This window comes from Microcoleus sp. AS-A8 (assembly GCA_039962225.1).
GTDB lineage: Bacteria > Cyanobacteriota > Cyanobacteriia > Cyanobacteriales > Coleofasciculaceae > Allocoleopsis.
This window is the reverse complement of the sequence record JAMPKV010000002.1, coordinates 89,865-109,664: the sequence shown is the minus strand read 5'-3', so window position 1 is coordinate 109,664 and position 19,800 is coordinate 89,865. Positions and strand designations below refer to the sequence as shown.

The following is a 19,800-nucleotide window of genomic DNA, read 5'->3' as shown; positions in this document are numbered from 1 at the left end:
AATACAACAATTTTATTGACAAAATAATGTTTTAGTGTACTTGGACTATGCCAATCCATTAAATCAAACTGCTAGCCGCTGTTGGAGCTTGGTTTGTTGGTGAGCTGTCAACTTGTGGCATCTGCTCCACGCCTGTATTTTTTTCCTCAAATACATCCAAGTCAAACCAGAAGGTTGTACCAACACCAACTTCGCTCAATAAGTGAACTTGGCTGTGATGTTTCTCAATAATGTTTCGGACAATAGAAAGCCCTAACCCTGTTCCTTCCAGGGTATGAACTCGGTTTTCTACACGGAAGAACCGTTCAAAAATCGCCTCTTGGTCTTCTGCATCAATCCCAATACCTGTATCAGAGACTTCAATTCGCACAGATTTAGACTCATTGTGATGATTGAGTGCTGGTTCTAGCAGATAGGCGCGAATCGCTATACGTCCACCGGATTCCGTAAATTTTAGGGCGTTACCCACCAAGTTATCAAATACTTGAAGTAATAAATCATAGTGACCCAAGACCGGAGGCAAGTTGGGTTCAATATCGTGAAGCAGTTCAATGCCTTTGTCGCGGACATTTAGCTGGTAGGTTCGCAACGTCTGCTCTACGGGTTGAGCAATGTCTACAGGCTCAAAGTGATAAATTCGACAAGATGTCTCCAGCCGGGATAAATCCAATACATCGTTGACTAGACGAGTTAAACGGTCAGTTTCGCGATTGGCCGTTTCGAGAAACTCGCGACGCTCGGTTTCTGTCAAGTCTTCCCCATATTCGTGGAGTGTTTCAATAAAGGATTTGATATTAAACAGGGGCGTCCTCAGTTCGTGGGAAACATTACTGATAAAGTTGCTCTTGGCCTCATTCAACTGCACCTCACGGGTAATGTCTTGCACCGTCATGGCAATTCCCTTGAGTGTTTCGCGGTACTGATCGAACACACGGGTCAAGAGAATACGAACCGTGCGCGCCGCCGGTTGGGTAAGAGTAATACGGAACTCTTCTCCTTCACGGTCTTCGCTTTGCCGCAAGGCATCGCTATCGAGATCGGCAGCGGTTTGACCCCCAGCAATTTGATAAAGAGGCCGCGTTAGTTCCATCGTGACCACGTTAGGCAGATGATGCAGGACATTTTCTCCCACAATGTCACATCCTTCCCAACCAAAAATGCGTCGTGCGGTCAGGTTGACCAACATCACCTGTAAATTGGTGTCAATTAAAACAGCACCATCGGCAATCGTAGAAACCAGCGTCTCTAACTTGGCTTTCTCAGCGGTGAGTTCCTCGATATTTTGTTCTTCGTAGCGCTCTAGGCGCTCTGCCATTTCATTAAAACTGAAAATCAGCTCTCCCAGTTCTCCCCCTAAAGGCAGGTCGATTCGTTGCTTGAAATTTCCGGCTGCAATGTTTTTGACCCCAGTGAGTAGTTCTTTGATGGGTTTGGTAATCATCAAAGCGTTTGACACAGCACCTAAAATCACCATCACCCAGATCGAGATAAAGACAGCGATTGTCACATCTCGTGTCAAATTTGAGGAAGCAACAACATTCTTATTCGGGTTAATGCCAATCGCTAGAACGCCCAAGGACTTGCCATCATGCCTGAGGGGAACAAAAACATCCGTCACTTCCCCATCCGGCGTCAGATGTTGCCGCACCATGGGCAACTCAGAGTTACTCGCGTAGTTTTCCGGCAGCTCAATCCGGCGCTGAATCGTGAGTGAGTTCTGCACCTCAGATTCAGAGAACGGAATGCCAAAAAAGATTCGACCCTTGGCATCTGCATAGATCATGTAGCGCACACTGGACGTTGTGCTATAGAAGCGCTGAGAAAAACGAGCCACTTCCGTCAGATTGTTTTCCGCAATCTGAGGTGCCACATTAGCCGCCAGCAACAGACCTAAGTCACGACCGAAGCGAGTATCGTTCATCCTCGCATCCTGTTGAATCGTGTTCACCGCCCAGAAGGTCAGGCCACTCATGATTAAGGAAACGGCTAGTGTTGCTGCCGCCATCAGCCGGGTTTGGAGTGTAAAGTCCGACCACCAATGCGCGATAACTTCTCGTATGGTTTTTAACAAAGCCGAGCTCGGTTGGTTTACCACTATCAACAGAACAGTCTTGTAGCAGGAGATGCTTGGGTCTGTGAGAAATCGTTTCCCAGAAAACGTCTCCCCTTTAATATATATATAACGATTTGCTGGAAGCTCACGTTATTTAGGGAGAGTAGAGTCAACAAATATACCTTTAATCGTGCAAAGAACCCAATTTGATCGCTCGATGACCGATATCTTTACGGTAATATATTCCCTCAAACTGAATTAAATCGATCGCCTTGTAAGCGTTTGCGATCGCCTCCGCCAAAGTTTCCCCAGTTGCCGTCACGCCGAGTACGCGACCCCCATCAGTCAAGAGCTGTTGGTGCTTGAGCTGAGTGCCAGCTTGGAATACAGTAGCACCTAATTGTTCAGCTTGTTCGATTCCCGTAATGACCTGACCTTTTGGGTAGGCACCGGGATACCCTTGAGCGGCAGCAACAACACAAGCTGCTGCACCGGGTTTCCAAGCAATGGGTGGAAGTTGCGCTAGTTTTTGTTGGGTACAAGCCACTAGCAATTCGTCCAAGGGAGTTTCGAGTAACGGTAAGATCGCTTGAGTTTCCGGATCGCCGAAACGACAATTAAATTCCAGAACCATCGGGTCACCTTGGGGAGTGATCATCAATCCGGCGTAGAGAACCCCCCTGTAATCAATGCCACGTTGCCGTAAGGCATCCACTGTCGGCTGGAGAATTTCTTGCTCAATGCGTTCCATCAAAGCAGGTGTGACAATGGGTGCTGGGGCATAAACTCCCATTCCCCCTGTATTTTCTCCCGTATCGCCCTCTCCAATCCGCTTGTGGTCTTGTGCAGGTAGCAAAGGGCGTACTGTTAAGCCATCCGTCAGCGCTAAAACCGAAACTTCTTCACCCGTCACACACTCTTCAATCACCACAGGAGTCAACCCACTTTTGAAGAGTGACTCAACCGCCGCCTTGGCCTCTTCAACGGTAGCAGCAACGGTCACCCCCTTGCCGGCAGCCAATCCATCCGCTTTAACAACAATGGGCGCGCCTTGAGCTGTGACATAATCCATTGCCGCCTGAGCATTCGTGAAAATCTCACACCGAGGCGTGGGAATTCCCGCTTGTTGCATCAAAGACTTCGCCCAGAATTTACTCGATTCAATCTGTGCGCCTTCCTGGGTGGGTCCAAAAACCATGAGGTTCGGGTTGTGTTTTTGGAAGTAGTCTGTAATTCCCAAAGATAGGGGGAGTTCTGGGCCGACAACCACCAATGTCACATTCTGAACCACAGCAAATCGAGCCATGCCCTCAAAATCATCAACTCGTAAGGAAACATTCTGGCAACGCTCTGTTGTCGCTGTGCCACCATTACCAGGAATGCATATCACCTGCCGAATGCGCTGAGATTGCAACAGTTTCCAAGCAAGGGTATGCTCGCGTCCCCCATTGCCAACCACCAAAACCTTCACCTTAGCTTTATGCTCCAGAAGAATTGAACTTTCAAGAGTTTACACTGCCAATCAGCGACTCTACCTCTAGTGGGTACTCTCGTTGATGTTAAACCTCTTGTTGGATAATTGAGTTGTTTTTCCCTTAGCCTTGAACTCTAAGACAATCATTTGACGTGGAAAAACCTACATCAAAATAATACTATGAATAAAGTCCCCCTAGAAGCCGGAGCTTTAGTGAGGAGAGGCTTGTATCCCATAGTTTTGGTCATAACTTAATCATTCATGACTTTTTGCCGCTGATAACGCTCTTTAAACAAGCGCTGTTGTTGCTTATGCTCCACAATCGGGGCAGGATAATTCAGAGCATGGCGCTCAAGAGGGGGGATGTCACCGCTAATCAGGTACTCAGTATCAACAGCCCGCAGTTCAGGGAGCCATTCTCGGATGTATTCGCCTTCTGGGTCAAATTTTTGGGCTTGACTGGCTGGGTTGAAAATCCGTAGCGGCTTGGGGTCCATGCCACTCGAAGCACTCCACTGCCAGCCGCCGTTATTCGCCGAAAGGTCGGCGTCGTATAGCTTTTGCAGAAAGTATTTTTCTCCCCATTGCCAGTTTATGAGTAAGTCTTTGGTGAGAAAACTGGCAACAATCATACGGCAACGGTTATGCATCCACCCCAGGCTGTTGAGTTGACGCATGGCAGCATCTACGATGGGATAGCCGGTTTTACCCTCACACCAAGCTTGGAATAGCTGTGGCTTATTGTCCCAAGGAAAATCTTTAAAAGTCTGGCGATAAGGCCCATCCGCGAGTTCTGGGAAGTGATACAGCGCGTGTTGATAGAACTCTCGCCACGCTAATTCCTTTTGCCACGCCTGGATGTTAGCTTGGGTTTCATCACTACGGCTATTTTTTAAGCAGGTGATCGTTGCTGCCCAAACAGTACGAATACCGATCGCACCAAATTTCAGCGCGGCACTAAGCTCAGATGTGCCCTTCATCGCCGGGAAGTTGCGTTGTTCTTCATACTCAGTAATCGCATGAGCGCCAAATTTCGCCAACTTCTCTTGTGCTGCCTCTTCCCCTGGTTGCGTCAACAGATCATTGTCCCAAACAAAGCCTAAATCCTTGGCGGTTGGGAGTGCGATCGCTCCTGCTTGTTGCGCTGTCTCTTGTTCTTCTGGGGTGAGTCCCTCGGCATGGTTGAGGGTGTCTACAGGAGCCATTTTGGCTTTGCTACTCCAATTTTTCCAGAAGGGAGTATATACCGTGTAAGGTTCCTGCGATTTTGAGTGAATTTCTTCCGGGGCGTGCAGCAGTTGATCCCAGTGGTTATGTACCTCAATCCCCTTTTGGGTGAGTGCATCACCAACGATGCGATCGCGCTGTTTAGAATACGGCTCAACATCCCAATTCCAGAAAACGGCTTTCGCCTTGAGCGCGGCTGCGAGGGCTGGGAGCGCCTTAAACGGCTCTTCGTGCAGAATAAGCAATTGGCTACCCGCCTGGGTGTAACGCTGTTGAAGGGACTGCAAACAGCCAATCATGTAACTTACTCTTGCCGGAGCCACATCATCCCGTTCCAAGATGTTGGGATCGAGGCAGAAGACTCCTACCACTTTTTGGCTGTTTGCCCTTGCGGCGGCGAGTCCAATATTATCTGAGATGCGTAAATCGCGGCGGTGCCAGAACAAAATTAAGTCAGACATTCAATCCAAGCTGAGCAGAGAAGGCTTCTTCTGTCAGCTTAGAGGCAATGGAGGCTCTGTGAGGAGTTCTTGACACAATGGGACTCTAAACGTTTGCCTCATAGGGTTCGCGTCGAGCCATCAGTTGCTTGTCGAGTTGGATAATATAATCCCTACCGTAGGTGCCATTTTCTAAACCGTCGATGAGATGATCAGGAAGGTCTTGTGTGATTTCCTCGCTACAAGCAGCAGCGGCAAGTGCGATCGCAGCGACTGTATCCACATCTCCGGTAAAGGCAATGCAATCCTTGAGCAGTTCGCTCAGAGAATCATTCCGGATGACAGCGGTAATCGCCGCCCTGACACTCATCCAGCCTTTTGACCTAACTTCTCCCTGCCACGGTTTTGACCATTCACCGAGGACATGAGTTTCCAGAAACTTGCCTAGTTCCTTTTTTTCGCCCAACTGGTAAATAAAGTAATGGGACATCAAGGCGGCTGCGATCGCGGCGTTGATGCCATCGGGTGTGTTGTGCGTGATTGCGGCTTGAATGGTTGTGGCTTTAATCACCTGCTCAATCGTGGGTAAAATGCCAATCGGTGCCGCACGCATCGCTGCACCACTTTTATCACTTGTCCAAATGATATTCTCTAGAAACTGCTGTCCATCCTGGACTTGGAGCAAAAATCGATAAAACTTTCCGGCATAGCCTTCTCGTGGATCGCGCTTAAAGGTAGTAACGAACCGATGAGCCAAAACTTCAGGTGTCCAAGGTTCCCCAGCAACTAACGTTTCTGCGATCGCAAGGCTCATCTGGGTGTCGTCCGTGTAGCAACCCGGTTTGATTTGATGACGGGGATGCTGTATGTAACGGCTCAAATCGTTGTAACGCTGAACCAATTCGCTATCCGCGTATTCAAAGCCTGCGCCGTAAGCATCCCCAATTGCCAACTCCAGCAACATTTAATTCACTTGTTTAAAGAATTCTCCTCTGTTGTATCAGAGTGTGCTGACCGTTGGTGGGTGGGTGGGAGAACTCTACTTATTTTAGGAAAGGACGTGCCAGGAAAAAGCTGGAAATGGATTTGGCATCGATCGGTTCTCCTGCCAGGATGGCTTCCTCTAACTCTTGAGGTGTCATCAACACATTTTCCATGTCTTCATCCGCATCGCGATTCGGTGGCGCTTCCAGCTTTTCCAAATCCTGAGCGAGAAAGGCGTAAATGAATTCGTCCGAATAACCGGGTGCCACCGGAAATTTACCTAATTTTTGCCATTTATGGGCACGGTAGCCGGTTTCTTCTTCAATTTCTCGCTTGATGGTGTCCTCTGGAGCTTCATGCTGTTCTACAGTTCCCGCCGGAAACTCTAAAAGACGTCCTTGGAGCGCAAAACGATATTGCCGCAATAGGATCAGTTTGCCATCAGGTGTGACGGGTACAGCCAGGGCACCACCCGGGTGACGAATGCATTCCCAATCTCCCTGTGAATTGTTGGGAAGACGGAGGTTGCTGACTTCAAAACTAAATTTACGACCCTGATAAACCAGGCGTTGTTTCAGTAATTGAGGGGGTTCGCGACCTACTAGCATAAACAGTTAAAAGGTTATGGTTTGGAAAGTTCAAAGCCTGAATTGCTTTTAGCTGAACCTTGAAATTCAAAGTCTGCGGACTCCTGAACAGTCTACCCTTTGTACAAGTTGTGCGATCGCTTGTCCGGAAACTGGCTCAATCCAATCGGGCGAAATTTCCGCTAAAGGCACAAGGACAAAAGCCCGTTCTGTGAGGTGAGGGTGGGGCAGTTGAAGATTGGGTAGATTCAGGATTAAGTCATCAAACAGCAATAAATCGAGATCCAGGGTTCTTGGCCCCCAGCGTTCTTGACGCACTCTACCAAATTGGACTTCAATTTTCAGTAAAGTTGCTAACAGTTCCTGTGGCGTAAGTTGCACTTCTAGCAAGGCACAGCCGTTGAGGTAATCCGGTTGGGGTGGGCCTATCGGGGCTGTTTGGTACCAACTAGACTGGGCTTTTAAGGAGATTCCTAAGCTCTGATTTAAGATTCTTAGCGCGCTTTCGAGGATGGTGCGGGAGTCACCGAGATTGCTACCCAGAGCAATTGCGCTCTGTACACTAGCAGGGGCAATCGTGTTTTGCGAACACTCTCCTAAGGCGTATTGTTCAGATTTCATATGGATTGGAGGCTTACGGCGCAAGCCGTTAAATGCAACCCAGACGGAATCAGACAGAAGTTGCCTGAGACCTGCTGTTTCAATGCCATTATCCTCGCCTATGGGGCTAAGTGGTCAAGGTTGCAATGACGGAGCCAAAACGCACCGTAACCTCCTGAGCGTTCAAAGCATTTGTGAGTGAGGAGTCGAAGATTCAGGCTGTTAGCTATCTGTACCCAAAACTTGATTTTTAAGGGATTTAACTTGCTCAGATAGCTCTTGGCGATTGGGAGCCGTGAGTAAATAGCGGTAAATAAACCAACCTGTATAACCGATGCCAATCAGCTCCAAGGTTGGTGCGATTAAGGGGATGTCATCGAGCGCATCCAGCAGAGCTAGGATTAGTTTGACCGTGACGAAAGAGCCGATGATCAGAGCAATGGTTCCCAACGGCCCCTTGTTTTCGGCAAAAAAGCGGCTAACGTAACCGGGTAAAGTTTGTAGAAAGGTGGCTACGCGTTCCCCATACTGCTGCCATTGAGCATTAGAGGGTTCCGTGGACGAATCTGAGGGCATCAAAAGCTTCGTTCCTCCGTTATTAATTTCTATGACTTCGGGTTGTTCAACTTCAGCAGTTGTATAGTCTGACGAGTCTGATCTTACAGTTTCAGGATTCATAATCGATTTTCGTAAATGACCAATCAAAACTCTTTGCTGAGTACTGTATTTACTATCAGCAGAACATTGACACGATTGTCAAATCATTTTGTTACCTTTTAGAGATAATAAGCACTCTCAGCCGAGTCTCTCATCCTCAGTTTCAATCCGTCAGACAAAAACGCCATGCCTCTAAAGACTTATATTCCTGAATGGAATGGCGTGGGCATTTGGGAAGCCGCCCCTATAGTCGCAAGATTTAGGGGTGGAGAATGTCACTATTGGCTAAACACAGGGCAAATTTATTTATGGACGTGGAACATACCCTAGGGCTTTGGCTGGTTGTACCTAGGGCTTCTGTATATTCTGTCGCGATCACGCCGGATGGTCGAACCGTAGTCAGTGGGGGTGCAGATAAGACAGTTCTATCTTGGGACTTGTACACGGCTCAACAACAATACCTTCTGAGAGGACATTCGGATTGGGTTTATTGTGTTGCCGTCACGCCGGATGGTGAAACTATTGTTAGCGGCAGTTCGGACAAGACGATTAAACTCTGGAGCCTTAGGAGTGGGAAAGAAATTAACACCCTTAAGGGACATTTAGATACGGTATGTTCTGTTGCTATAACGCCCGATGGAAAAACACTAGTCAGTGGTAGCAGAGACACTACTATCAAGCTGTGGGATTTAAGCAGTGGACAAGAAATTCGCACTCTTACTCCTCACTCCGATTGGGTTTCTTCGGTTGTGCTGACGCCAAATGGGCAGACGATTGTGAGTGGTTGTGCTGACGCGACGATTCAGGTCGGTGACATCGGTAAACTCACAGGGCATACTGCTGGTGTCACATCTGTTGCAATGAGTCCAGATGGCCGATTTATTGTTAGTGGTAGTATCGACGAAACGATTAAGGTATGGGACTTTGCTACCGGTCAACAACGACACACATTCACGGCTCATGCTGATGGTGTAACCTGTGTAACTCTGACACCCGATGGTCAGAAAATAGTGAGTGGTGGGAATGATAAAACCGTCAAGGTGTGGGATTTAAAGACGGGCAAAAAAATTCATACTTTTACTGATTATGTCGAAGCTGCTTTATCGGTTGCGCTGACGCCTGATGGACGAATCATTGTTAGTGGTAGCCGTAATAGTGTGATGAAGTTGTGGGAAATGCCATAAGGCATTATTTAGGGTATGTGGAGTAAAGGATTTTTTTTATATACCGGGGTGTGGAGCAAGGTTTTTTTAATAAACCACAGAGGCACAGAGAACGCAGAGAAGAAACGATGAGAGAGCGAGAGAAGAATCAGAATTGAGCTGAACCTTGGCAATCGGAAAGCCTACTTGGCAAATTAGTGTAAGTAAGGGATTCACTGCCCACCCTACTACCACAACATTAATGCCATGCTGGGAATAACACTGAGTGGTCGCTACAAAATCGTCCAACACCTTGGAGGTGGAGGCTTTGGTCAAACTTACCTTGCCCAAGACTTACAGCTACCGGGCAACCCTCTGTGTGTCGTCAAGCAACTTAAACCCCAGTCTACCGACCCCATAACGTTACAGACTGCAAAACGTTTATTTGATCGGGAAGCCCAAGTTTTATATAAGTTGGGCAATCATAACCACATTCCCAGACTTTTAGCGCACCTTGAACAAGAGCAAGAGTTTTATCTCGTTCAAGAATACATTGAAGGTCATGACCTGAAACAAGAACTACCACGAGGCAAACGGTTCAGTGAAGCTCAGGTGATAGCCCTATGCCAAGAACTATTAACAATCTTAGAGTTTGTCCATCAGCAAGAGGTGATCCACCGGGATATCAAACCGGCCAACATCGTTAGACGCAAACTTGATGGAAAACTGGTTCTGATTGACTTTGGGGCGGTTAAAGAAGTCGCGACGCAAACAGTTAACTCTGAGGGACATACCACTTTAACCGTAGCAATTGGTTCACCGGGTTATATGCCGAGTGAACAACTCAGGGGAAAACCTCAATTCTGTAGCGATATCTACGCTGTCGGGATGCTCTGTATCCAAGCGTTGACGGGGTTACCTCCTAACCAGTTGCCGGAAGACCCCAAAACCAGTGAAATTATTTGGCGCGATCAGTGGCAGCACAACACACCGCCTGAACAGGTACAAGCAAGTCATAAGCTAGCAGACGTTTTAGATACAATGGTGCGCTATGACTACCGCCAGCGTTACCAAACAGCAGCAGAGGCATTGCAGGTACTGACCTCATTAACTCCATCGCATTCCTCCCCAACAACTATTTCTGCCTCTCAAGTTATTTTTACGGCCTCAGCAAATCCATCGGAATCAACTGCCACTTACTCTGCACCTTCTCCAATTTCCGATTCGCCTGCGGACAGTCCAATTGAAATGGTAGAACCGACACAAGCGCCGCCCTCTCAGCAGCAGAGAACTCCTGATGCCTCAGTCAATTTATTGCAAGAAAAGGTCGGAAACGAAACGTCGGCTCGTTTGGTTGCTACGTCCCGAAACAAATCTTATAAGCTGTTCGGAATGGGGGCAGCTATTACGACGGCGGTGGCTTTGACAGTTGGCATTTATTATTTTCATGGATTAACTTTATCTGCGACAGAAAATCAATGGTCACAAAAAATGTCGCTATCCAAAACACTTACGGGAGATTCAAACTCTACTAATCCCGTTGCCATAACACCAGATGGCAAAACTCTTGCTACTGGGAGTGAGGAGGGGACAATCAAATTTTGGAATTTACAGACTGGAGAGCTGAAAAAGACATTCAAAGGGCATACATCAGCCGTAAATGTTATTGTTTTCAGTCCCAATGGTCAAACTCTGGCGAGTGGTAGCGCTGACGAAAGTATCAAGCTTTGGAATTTGAATACGGAGGGAGTACTTCACACTCTCTCCGGACGCTCAAAAGGAATTAGTGCGATTGTAATGACGCCGGATAGTCAGACTTTGGTTAGTGGCGATCGCGTTGGCAATATAGAATTTTGGAACCTGAAAAATGGAGAAAGAATCAACGCTTTTGCAGGTCATGAAATCTTGGTTACGTCCCTGGCAGTAACGCCAGATGGACAAACTCTAGTTAGCAGTAGTCAGGACAATAGGATTAAGCTGTGGGACGTGAAAACAGGGCAATTAATTCGCACGCTTACTGCGGCTGATTCACACCACTTCTTTTCTGTCGCGATTAGTCCAAATGGACAACAAATTGCCAGTGGCAGTTGGGATGGAGGAATTCGGCTTTGGGATTTAAAAACGGGTAAATTAACCCAAATTCTCAAAACGGATTCAGCTCCAATTGATACTGTTGTCTTTAAAGCAAATGGACAAACTCTCGTCAGTGGTAGTGCAGATGGAAGCATCCGAATGTGGGATTTAAAAACCAATAAACTGCGACGTACCCTCTCTGGACATTCAGAGGCTGTTAATCGTATGGTTATGACGCCGGATGGGCAGATGTTGGTGAGTAGTGGGAAAGATAAGGCGATCAAAATTTGGCGATCGCCTTAAGGGTAAAAGTGCGATCGCAAACAGGAGACTTGACAAAGATACGCTATTGGAGAATTACAGCGCATCAATACCATGTTGGGAAAAACTCTAAGTGGTCGCTACAAAATCGTCCAACACCTCGGAGGCGGCGGTTTTGGTCAAACTTACCTTGCCGAAGACTTACAGCTACCTAGCAACCCTTTATGCGTCGTCAAGCAACTCAATCCTAGGTCTACTGACCCATTAACTTTACAAACTGCAAAGCGTTTCTTCGATAGAGAAGCTGAAGTTCTGTACAAGTTGGGCAACCATGACCAAATTCCCAGACTTTTGGCTCACTTCGAGCAGGAGCAAGAGTTTTATCTGGTTCAGGAATGCATTGAAGGTCACGATCTCAAGCAAGAATTACCACGGGGTAAGCGCTTAACTGAAGCCCAGGTCATTGTCCTATGTCAAGACATCTTGAAAATACTAGAGTTTGTCCATCAGCAACATGTGATTCACCGCGATATCAAACCCGCCAATATAATTAGGCGAAGGCAAGATGGAAAGCTTGTTCTGATTGATTTTGGAGCCGTCAAAGAAGTCACGACTCAGGCCGTTAACCCTTCAGGAAACACCAGTTTAACAGTAGCAATTGGCTCACCGGGTTACATGCCCAACGAGCAACTGAGCGGCAAACCCCAATTCTGTAGTGATATTTATGCTGTTGGGGTATTAGGTATCCAAGCACTTACAGGGTTATCTTCTACTCAGTTGCCACAAGACCTCAGGACGAGTGAAATTTTCTGGCGCGATAACTGGCTGCACAACATGCCGCCGGAACAGGTACAAACCAGCGTTGAGCTGGCAGATGTTTTAGATAAGATGGTACGCTACGACTACCGCCAGCGCTACCAAACGGTGACAGAGACACTGCAAGCATTTGAGCAACTCACTATGGCTTACTGTGGCTCAACAACAGCCTCTATCTCTGAAGTTAGCTTCACCGCATCGGCTGACCCCTTTGAACCCACCACAACTTACCCTCGGCTTCCTCTAGTTTCCGATATGCCGACGGATACGATTGAATCCAAAGAACTGACACAAGCGCTACCCTCCCAGCAACAGCCAACTTCAAAGGCTTTGGGAAACTTATCAGACGGGCAAGTTGCTGATGAAACTATCACACCTTTGGTTTCTTCGTCCCGCAAGAAATATCGTAAATTGATCGCGATTGGTGGAGGTATTGTTGCTGCCGTAGGTCTGGCCTTTGGTATCTACCACGTTCATGGATTAACCATATCATTGGCAGAAAGTCAATGGTCAAAAAAGATATCACTCTCAAACACCCTCCCTGGAGATTCAAACTCTCTTAGTCCTGTGGCTATCAGCCCAGATGGCAAAACTCTCGCGAGTGGGAGTGAGGATGGGACAATCAAACTGTGGGATTTACAGACCGGGAAACTGAGAAACACACTTAAGGGGCCTCCATCACCCGATAAGCGTTCAAAATCAGTTAGAGCGATCGCATTCAGCCCAGATGGTAAAACTCTCGCTAGTGGGGGTGAGGACAACGGTATCAAGGTTTGGAACCTCGGCACGGGAAAATTACTCCACACTCTTTCCGGGAAATCGTATTGGATTAGCGCGTTAGCGATTAGTCCCGATAGTCAGACGTTTGTGTGTGGCGATGCGGACAGCTATATAACAATTGGAAATTTGAGAACTAGGGAACTCCAGAACTTTTTTGCTGGACATTCCACCATAGTTAACTCCCTCGCTATCAGCCCAGATGGGCAAACTGCCGTTAGCGGTAGTGATGATAAGACCATCAAGGTGTGGGAAATCAAGACGGGGCAGTTAATTCACACGCTTACCACCCCTGATTCTCGCCGCGTCTTCGCTGTTGCCATCAGTCCTAATGGAAAGACAATTGCCAGTGGCAATGAGGATGGAGTCGTTAGGCTGTGGAATCTGGGCAGTGGAAAACTCATCCAAAGCTTGCCAGTTGGTTCAGCGTCGATTATTGCTGTCGCCTATAGAGTTAATGGACATACTCTCGTGAGTGGCAGTAATGATGGAACAATTCGGCTATGGGATGTCAGAACAGGAAAGGTGCTGCGGACTATGCCAGGGCATTCAGCGCCGGTTTATTCCCTTGCCTTTAGTCCAGATGGGCAGACGCTTGTGAGTAGCAGCAAGGATGAGACGATTAAAATTTGGCGAGTACCATAGCCTAGTGCAAGAAGGCAGAAGTCAGGAGGCAGAAGGCAGAAGGGATATTGCGTGTACAGTAAGCTTTTTAATCTTTTGGAACTGGTGGGTTATTTCCGCCGCGCTGTACTAGATATCAATTACAGGTGAATTTCTACTTTTGCAAGAGACCCCACATCGATGCGATTGCGCGTTAGCGAAGCGAGACGAAGTCTAGTGCACCAGCAAAGCTGATCGCTCACGAACATTGCGATGAAAGTAGACTTTCAAGATAGATCCCAGGGGCGATCGCCCACAACGAATAAATGAAAATTCTTATCCCTTCTGCCCTCTGCCTTCTGCCTTCTGCCTTCTGCCTTATTTTCAAGCTAGGTCTATTTTTTAGGCGATCGCGCCAGCCTTTAAATTTCCCAACTCTCCAAGCTACACTAGCAAGTAGTTTTTATTACGAATCCGTAAGTCGCTTTAATCTACAACTGCAAAAATATAAGGTGCATTTTACTTCAGTCAATTCAGTCAAGTCGCTCCAATCTTTAGACTGCAAAAGTTAAAGCCCTTTAATAATTCTTGATAAATACAGGTTTAGTTCGCTCCCTATCATCTGCCACTGCATCAAGGTCATGCAAGGTAATACTCTAAATAGCCAGGGCACAAACGCCATCATCGGGAAAATTCTTTGCGATCGCTTCCAAATTATCCAACACTTGGGAGGCGGGGGGTTTGGTCAGACTTACCTTGCCGAAGACTTACAGCAACCGAGTAACTCGCCGTGTGTCGTTAAGCAACTTCAGCCCAAGTCTAAAAATCCAGATACCTTGCAGACAGCAAGAGTTTTGTTCGAGAGGGAAGCCAAAGTTCTTTACCAGTTGGGCAACCATCCTCGAATCCCTGAAATCAGAGCGGATTTTGAGCAGGATGAACAGTTTTATTTGGTTCAGGAATTTATTGAAGGCGGTGAACTCAAGCAGGAACTCCCTGCTGGCAAGCGGTTGAGTGAAACCCAGGTTATCGACCTGTTGCAGGAAATTTTACAAATATTAGAGTTTGTCCACGACAAGGGTGTCATTCATCGAGATATCAAACCCTCGAATTTAATCCGGCGCAAACAGGACGGTAGAATTGTCCTGATTGACTTTGGGGCGGTCAAACAAGTCAGCACTCAGATTGTTCATCCTGAAGGACAGACAACGTTGACAGTGGCGGTTGGTTCGCCCGGTTTCATGCCGAACGAACAACTCAGCGGTAAACCACGATTTTGTAGTGATATTTATGCTGTGGGGATGCTGGGGATTCAGGCGCTTACAGGAATACCAGCCAATCAGCTACCCGAAGACCCCAGAACCAGTGAAATTATATGGCGCAATCGGGAGGCGTTGCCAGTCGATGTTGAGGTTGAGGTAAGTCCGCCGTTGGCGGATGTGTTAGATAAAATGGTGCGCTACGACTATCGGCAACGCTTCCAGACGGCAACAGAAGCCCTTCAAGCGATTGCATCACTGAAGAATCCGTCAAACTATGGCGATACGTCTGGCACCTACACCTTAACCATCCCTCCCGCCTCAACTGCAAACGCTGTTACGGCAACACTACCACCTCAACCCTCAGCCTCTAAGGCGCTGGTCACTTCAGCACCTCTTCAAGACAAGGTACAAGCGAGTAACGCGTCTATAAGTACCCTTGATAAGAAATCCTATTGGCTGAAGCGCATTAGTGCAGGGCTTGTGACAGCTACAGCCTTGACTGTGGGATTTTACAAATTGCCCAACGCCGAATTTTTGAACACTAATCAGTTATTAGTGAGTGGACACAAGAGTTCACCCGTTAACACCCTCATCGGGCATTCCAAGGAAGTTTACTCCGTTGCCATCAGTCCAGACGGGCAAATTTTGGTGAGTGGAAGTGTTGACAAAAAAATTAAGTTGTGGAGTATGCCCGATGGGAAACCCCTGAAAACCTTGTCTGCACATCAGGATAAGGTAATGTCGGTTGCCATCAGTCCCGATGGCGGGATAATCGCCAGTGGTAGTAAAGACGGATCGATTAAACTCTGGAATTTGAAAACAGGACAACTTCTGCGTCCCCTTTCCGGACATTCTGAGTACGTGTTGTCGGTTGTCTTTAGTCCTGATGGGCAGACTCTTGCTACTAGTAGTGCGGACAAGACGGTTAAGCTTTGGGATGTAAGCACGGGGAAACAGGTGCGATCGCTTTCTGGACATTCCAACTGGGTTTATGCGGTGGCATTTAGTCCCGATGGACAAACTCTTGCCGATGCTAGCGATGACAAAACCATCAAGTTATGGCATGTACCCACGGGTAAGCTAATTACCACTCTTTCTAGCCCTTCAGGTCAGATGGTTCGTTCCGTTACCTTCAGTCCGGATGGCAAAACCCTGGTTAGTGGTAGTTATGACCAAATTAATTTGTGGAACTTGGAGAATTTGTTAGCGGGGTGTAAGGATGCATCGTCATGCAGTCCGAGGAAGACGTTCTCAGGGAAGTTAGGCATTGTGGAGTCGATCGCCATCAGCCCTGATAGTCAGACTCTCGCCTGTGGGACTAAGGATAAGAGCATCAAGCTTTGGAATCTCCAGACTGGAAAACTGCAAGATACTATTTCCGGACTTTCTGACCCAGTTCATACTCTCACATTCAGTCCTGATGGGAAAACCCTGGTGAGTGGGGGTAGTGAGGATGGAACGATTGAGGTTTGGCGATCGCGCTGACTACAATTCTCTTTCGAGTAAACATTGGGTAAAGCTAAACTAGCAATCAAGCCGCTACCTGCTGTCCTGATGAGCCTCTGCATCAACCCCAGTTGCCCAAAACCTGAAAGTCCTGATAACTTGCTATTTTGCCCAACCTGTGGTTCAGAATTACTCCTAGAAGGGCGCTACCGTGCCACACGCAAACTGGGTGAGGGGGGATTCGGTAAGACTTATGAAGTGAGTGATGGCGCAAAGCGCACTGCTGCAAGCGGCGATCGCAACACGCCTAAAGTCCTCAAACTCCTGACTAATAATGATGCCAAATATGTTGAGCTATTTCAGCGCGAAGCAGAAGTTCTCAGCAAGTTAAATCATCCCGGAATTCCTCAAGTTGAGCCAGACGGGTACTTTACTGTTTTTCCCCGAAATAGCACTGAACCTCTTCACTGCTTGGTGATGGAATACATTGAGGGAATGAATTTAGAGGAGTATCTTCAGCAGCGACAGAATCGCCCAATTAATCAAAAATTAGCCCTACAATGGCTAGCCGAATTGGTAACTATCCTGGATGTGGTACATAGCCATAACTTTTTTCATCGGGATATCAAGCCATCCAATATTATGCTGCAACCCGATGGCACATTAGTATTAATTGATTTTGGCACTGCCAGAGAAATCACATCAACGATTATAGCTGGGGGTCAAAATACACAGGCTTATACGCCTGATTATGGGGCACCAGAGCAACAGAAAGGACATGCCGTTCTACAATCGGATTTTTTCGCGTTAGGACGCACGTTTGTTTATTTACTAACGGGGAAACACCCTAATCAGTTTTATGATCCTTACACGGATGAATGTAATTGGCATCCTGCTGCGAATAATGTCTCATCCCTGCTAGCGGATTTCCTGGATTATTTAATGGCACGGTTACCAGGAGAACGTCCGGCTAATACTCAGGTGATTTTGCAAGAGTTACAGCAAATTGAACAAAAGTTGTATCCGGCAAAAGTACCGCTCACGGTTTCCAGTAAGTTGCCAACTAATGCTCTAAGGCTGCAACGCTTTGAATTTGATGTTGCATTCTTTGAAAAGGAAAAATCTGGAATTTTTGGCATCAACTTCACTTGGAAAATCAGCCGCCGTCGCAGCCAAGCTGAGTTTTTTACTGAAGACTTGGGTAGTGGGGTAATTCTAGAAATGGTAGCGATTCCTGGGGGCACTTTTCTGATGGGTTCACCGGATTCTGAAGAAGGACGAAGTAGCAATGAAAGCCCACACCACTCAGTAACTGTAACTCCCTTCTACATGGGCAAGTTTACCGTCACTCAGGCTCAGTGGAGAGTCGTTGTTAATTTACCTCAAGTGAATTGTGCATTAAACCCAGACCCATCCTACTTCAAGGGGAAAAATCTTCCTGTAGAGAGCATCACCTGGAATGAAGCCGTCGAATTCTGTGAGAGGTTGTCACAGAAAACTGGACGTAACTATTGCCTACCCAGCGAGGCGGAATGGGAATATACCTGTCGCGCTGGAACTACAACACCATTCCATTTTGGCGAAACAATTACCACTGATTTAGCTAACTACAACGGTCATAATGTCTACGGTTCTGGCTCAAAAGGAATATATCGACAGAAAACCTCCCCAGTTAGCTGTTTTCACCCTAATGCCTTTGGCCTATACGATATGCATGGCAATGTCTGGGAATGGTGTGCTGACCATTGGCATGATAATTACAATAGGGCACCCTCAGACAGGAGAGTTTGGGCTAATGAAAATAATAGAGGTGCTCGAATCATGCGCGGTGGTTCGTGGCCTAACGAGCCGAAGTATTGCCGTAGTGCATCTCGCTTTAGGAGTGAATCGACCGCTCGGATGAGCCGTCTCGGTTTTCGGGTTGTGTGTACCTCTGCCTAGACTTCTTAACCCTTTCCCTCTTCCCATTTACCATTACAACGAGCCGAAATCCTGAGTAAAGCCACTGAGGAAGCGCGAAAATGAACTATATCAGGTTCTGAGTATATTAAAGAATCTGGGTCATCTCATCCGCCGATCGCCATGTCTCATCGCCCCATTTACCTCGACTGCCACGCAACCACGCCCCTCGATGAACGGGTATTAGAGGCGATGTTGCCCTACTTCAAACAACATTTTGGCAATCCAGCTAGCAACAGTCATATTTATGGCTGGGAGGCTGAAGCCGCCGTTCAACGCGCAAGATCTATCCTGGCAGATGCCATCCACGCCACGCCGGAAGAAATTGTCTTTACCAGTGGTGCGACAGAGGCGAATAATTTAGCGATTAAGGGTGTAGCTGAAGCCTATTTCAGCAAAGGGCGTCACATTATTACCGTACAAACGGAGCATAACGCGGTTCTTGACCCCTGTCAGTACCTCCAATCTTTAGGGTTTGAGGTAACGTTTCTCCCGGTACAACCGGATGGATTAATTGATTTAACCGAGTTAGAAAAGGCAATTCGTCCCGATACGATTTTAGTGTCGGTGATGGCAGCGAATAACGAAATTGGAGTATTGCAGCCGTTGGCAGAAATCGGGGCAATTTGCCGACAGCATCAGGTACTTTTTCATACCGATGCGGCTCAAGCCATTGGGAAAATAGCTTTAGATGTCGAGGGGATGAAAATTGACTTGATGTCCCTAACCGCCCATAAGGTTTATGGCCCGAAGGGAATTGGGGCATTATATGTCAGACGGCGTAACCCTAGAGTTCGGTTATCCCCCCAAATTCACGGTGGGGGACATGAGCGGGGAATGCGTTCTGGTACGCTATGTACACCTCAAATTGCGGGGTTTGCTAAGGCTGTTGAATTAGGGCTGGCAGAACGAGAAACGGAGTCAAGACGCCTTACCCAGTTACGCGATCGCCTGTGGCAGCCTTTGAGTCAACTGGAGGGAATTCATCTCAACGGTCATCCGACTCAGCGACTATCAGGAAATCTTAACATTAGTATAGAAGACGTTGATGGTTCGGCGCTGCTGTTGGGATTGCAGTCTGTCGTAGCCGTTTCTTCGGGTGCGGCTTGTTCCTCCGTCAAAGCAGCTCCCTCTCATGTCCTATTAGCTCTGGGGCACTCTGAACAACTGGCTTATGCCTCGGTACGATTTGGGATTGGGCGCTGTAATACAGCCGATGAAATGGATTGTATCGCTCAACACACAATCGCCACGATTCAGTCTCTGCGACAATCACAATCTGCCACTTTTCGTAAAGCCGTAAAATGAAGTAAAGTATTGGTTAAGGGTCAAGCCAAGTGTAGCCAGCGTGGGGCGAAGAGCGGCAATATTAGGAAGGGCGCGAATATATCGAGAGCGCAGCTACTAACTCAAATAAAGTGGCATCTGAGGAACAGCGC

General features: G+C 47.4%; 13 protein-coding genes. 6 read left to right on the top strand and 7 right to left on the bottom strand.

Annotated features, from left to right (window positions below):
- Positions 1-58: 58 nt before the first annotated feature.
- The 7 genes from NDI48_03645 to NDI48_03615 form a co-directional block, all read right to left on the bottom strand.
- Positions 59-2,005 carry a cell wall metabolism sensor histidine kinase WalK gene (locus NDI48_03645; protein ID MEP0830296.1) on the bottom strand — a complete coding sequence of 649 codons (1,947 nt, stop codon included), beginning with the start codon at positions 2,003-2,005 and terminating at the stop codon, positions 59-61.
- A 232-nt stretch (positions 2,006-2,237) separates the two neighbouring features.
- Entirely contained in the window at positions 2,238-3,524 is a 1,287-nt protein-coding gene (purD, locus tag NDI48_03640; protein MEP0830295.1) for a phosphoribosylamine--glycine ligase, read from the bottom strand.
- A 254-nt stretch (positions 3,525-3,778) separates the two neighbouring features.
- The gene (locus NDI48_03635) at positions 3,779-5,215 is read right to left on the bottom strand and encodes a deoxyribodipyrimidine photo-lyase (protein ID MEP0830294.1); all 1,437 of its coding nucleotides are present in this window, start codon (positions 5,213-5,215) and stop codon (positions 3,779-3,781) included.
- Positions 5,216-5,300: 85 nt separating this feature from the next.
- Entirely contained in the window at positions 5,301-6,158 is an 858-nt protein-coding gene (locus NDI48_03630) for an ADP-ribosylglycohydrolase family protein (GenBank protein ID MEP0830293.1), read from the bottom strand.
- A 79-nt stretch (positions 6,159-6,237) separates the two neighbouring features.
- Positions 6,238-6,786 (bottom strand): NUDIX hydrolase, encoded by a 549-nt coding sequence (locus NDI48_03625; GenBank protein ID MEP0830292.1) that lies wholly within the window; start codon positions 6,784-6,786, stop codon positions 6,238-6,240.
- Positions 6,787-6,852: 66 nt separating this feature from the next.
- Entirely contained in the window at positions 6,853-7,386 is a 534-nt protein-coding gene (gene folK / locus NDI48_03620) for a 2-amino-4-hydroxy-6-hydroxymethyldihydropteridine diphosphokinase (protein MEP0830291.1), read from the bottom strand.
- A gap of 201 nt (positions 7,387-7,587) precedes the next feature.
- Positions 7,588-8,043, bottom strand: coding sequence for a CAAD domain-containing protein (locus tag NDI48_03615; protein MEP0830290.1), 456 nt, complete (start codon positions 8,041-8,043; stop codon positions 7,588-7,590).
- 251 nt (positions 8,044-8,294) lie between these two features.
- Between NDI48_03615 and NDI48_03610 the strand changes: the two genes are divergently transcribed.
- The 6 genes from NDI48_03610 to NDI48_03585 all read left to right on the top strand — a co-directional run bounded on the left by NDI48_03610 (position 8,295) and on the right by NDI48_03585 (position 19,669).
- The gene (locus NDI48_03610) at positions 8,295-9,206 is read left to right on the top strand and encodes a WD40 repeat domain-containing protein (protein ID MEP0830289.1); all 912 of its coding nucleotides are present in this window, start codon (positions 8,295-8,297) and stop codon (positions 9,204-9,206) included.
- A gap of 225 nt (positions 9,207-9,431) precedes the next feature.
- Complete coding sequence (locus NDI48_03605; protein ID MEP0830288.1) at positions 9,432-11,540, top strand: protein kinase; 2,109 nt, start codon at positions 9,432-9,434, stop codon at positions 11,538-11,540.
- A gap of 72 nt (positions 11,541-11,612) precedes the next feature.
- Positions 11,613-13,736, top strand: a complete 2,124-nt coding sequence (locus tag NDI48_03600; protein ID MEP0830287.1) for a serine/threonine protein kinase — start codon at positions 11,613-11,615, stop codon at positions 13,734-13,736.
- Positions 13,737-14,335: 599 nt separating this feature from the next.
- Positions 14,336-16,441, top strand: a complete 2,106-nt coding sequence (locus NDI48_03595) for a serine/threonine protein kinase (GenBank protein MEP0830286.1) — start codon at positions 14,336-14,338, stop codon at positions 16,439-16,441.
- Positions 16,442-16,465: 24 nt separating this feature from the next.
- A complete protein-coding gene (locus NDI48_03590; protein MEP0830285.1) occupies positions 16,466-18,343 on the top strand; it encodes a bifunctional serine/threonine-protein kinase/formylglycine-generating enzyme family protein in 1,878 nt (625 codons plus the stop codon).
- 141 nt (positions 18,344-18,484) lie between these two features.
- A complete protein-coding gene (locus NDI48_03585; protein MEP0830284.1) occupies positions 18,485-19,669 on the top strand; it encodes an IscS subfamily cysteine desulfurase in 1,185 nt (394 codons plus the stop codon).
- Positions 19,670-19,800: the final 131 nt, after the last annotated feature.

Coding starts and splice junctions, on each gene's coding strand:
- NDI48_03645 (MEP0830296.1), bottom strand. CDS start 2,005: ATGGCGGCAGCAACACTAGCCGTTTCCTTAATCATGAGTGGCCTGACC.
- NDI48_03635 (MEP0830294.1), bottom strand. CDS start 5,215: ATGTCTGACTTAATTTTGTTCTGGCACCGCCGCGATTTACGCATCTCA.
- NDI48_03630 (MEP0830293.1), bottom strand. CDS start 6,158: ATGTTGCTGGAGTTGGCAATTGGGGATGCTTACGGCGCAGGCTTTGAA.
- NDI48_03625 (MEP0830292.1), bottom strand. CDS start 6,786: ATGCTAGTAGGTCGCGAACCCCCTCAATTACTGAAACAACGCCTGGTT.
- folK (MEP0830291.1), bottom strand. CDS start 7,386: ATGAAATCTGAACAATACGCCTTAGGAGAGTGTTCGCAAAACACGATT.
- NDI48_03615 (MEP0830290.1), bottom strand. CDS start 8,043: ATGAATCCTGAAACTGTAAGATCAGACTCGTCAGACTATACAACTGCT.
- NDI48_03610 (MEP0830289.1), top strand. CDS start 8,295: ATGTCACTATTGGCTAAACACAGGGCAAATTTATTTATGGACGTGGAA.
- NDI48_03605 (MEP0830288.1), top strand. CDS start 9,432: ATGCTGGGAATAACACTGAGTGGTCGCTACAAAATCGTCCAACACCTT.
- NDI48_03600 (MEP0830287.1), top strand. CDS start 11,613: ATGTTGGGAAAAACTCTAAGTGGTCGCTACAAAATCGTCCAACACCTC.
- NDI48_03595 (MEP0830286.1), top strand. CDS start 14,336: ATGCAAGGTAATACTCTAAATAGCCAGGGCACAAACGCCATCATCGGG.
- NDI48_03585 (MEP0830284.1), top strand. CDS start 18,485: ATGTCTCATCGCCCCATTTACCTCGACTGCCACGCAACCACGCCCCTC.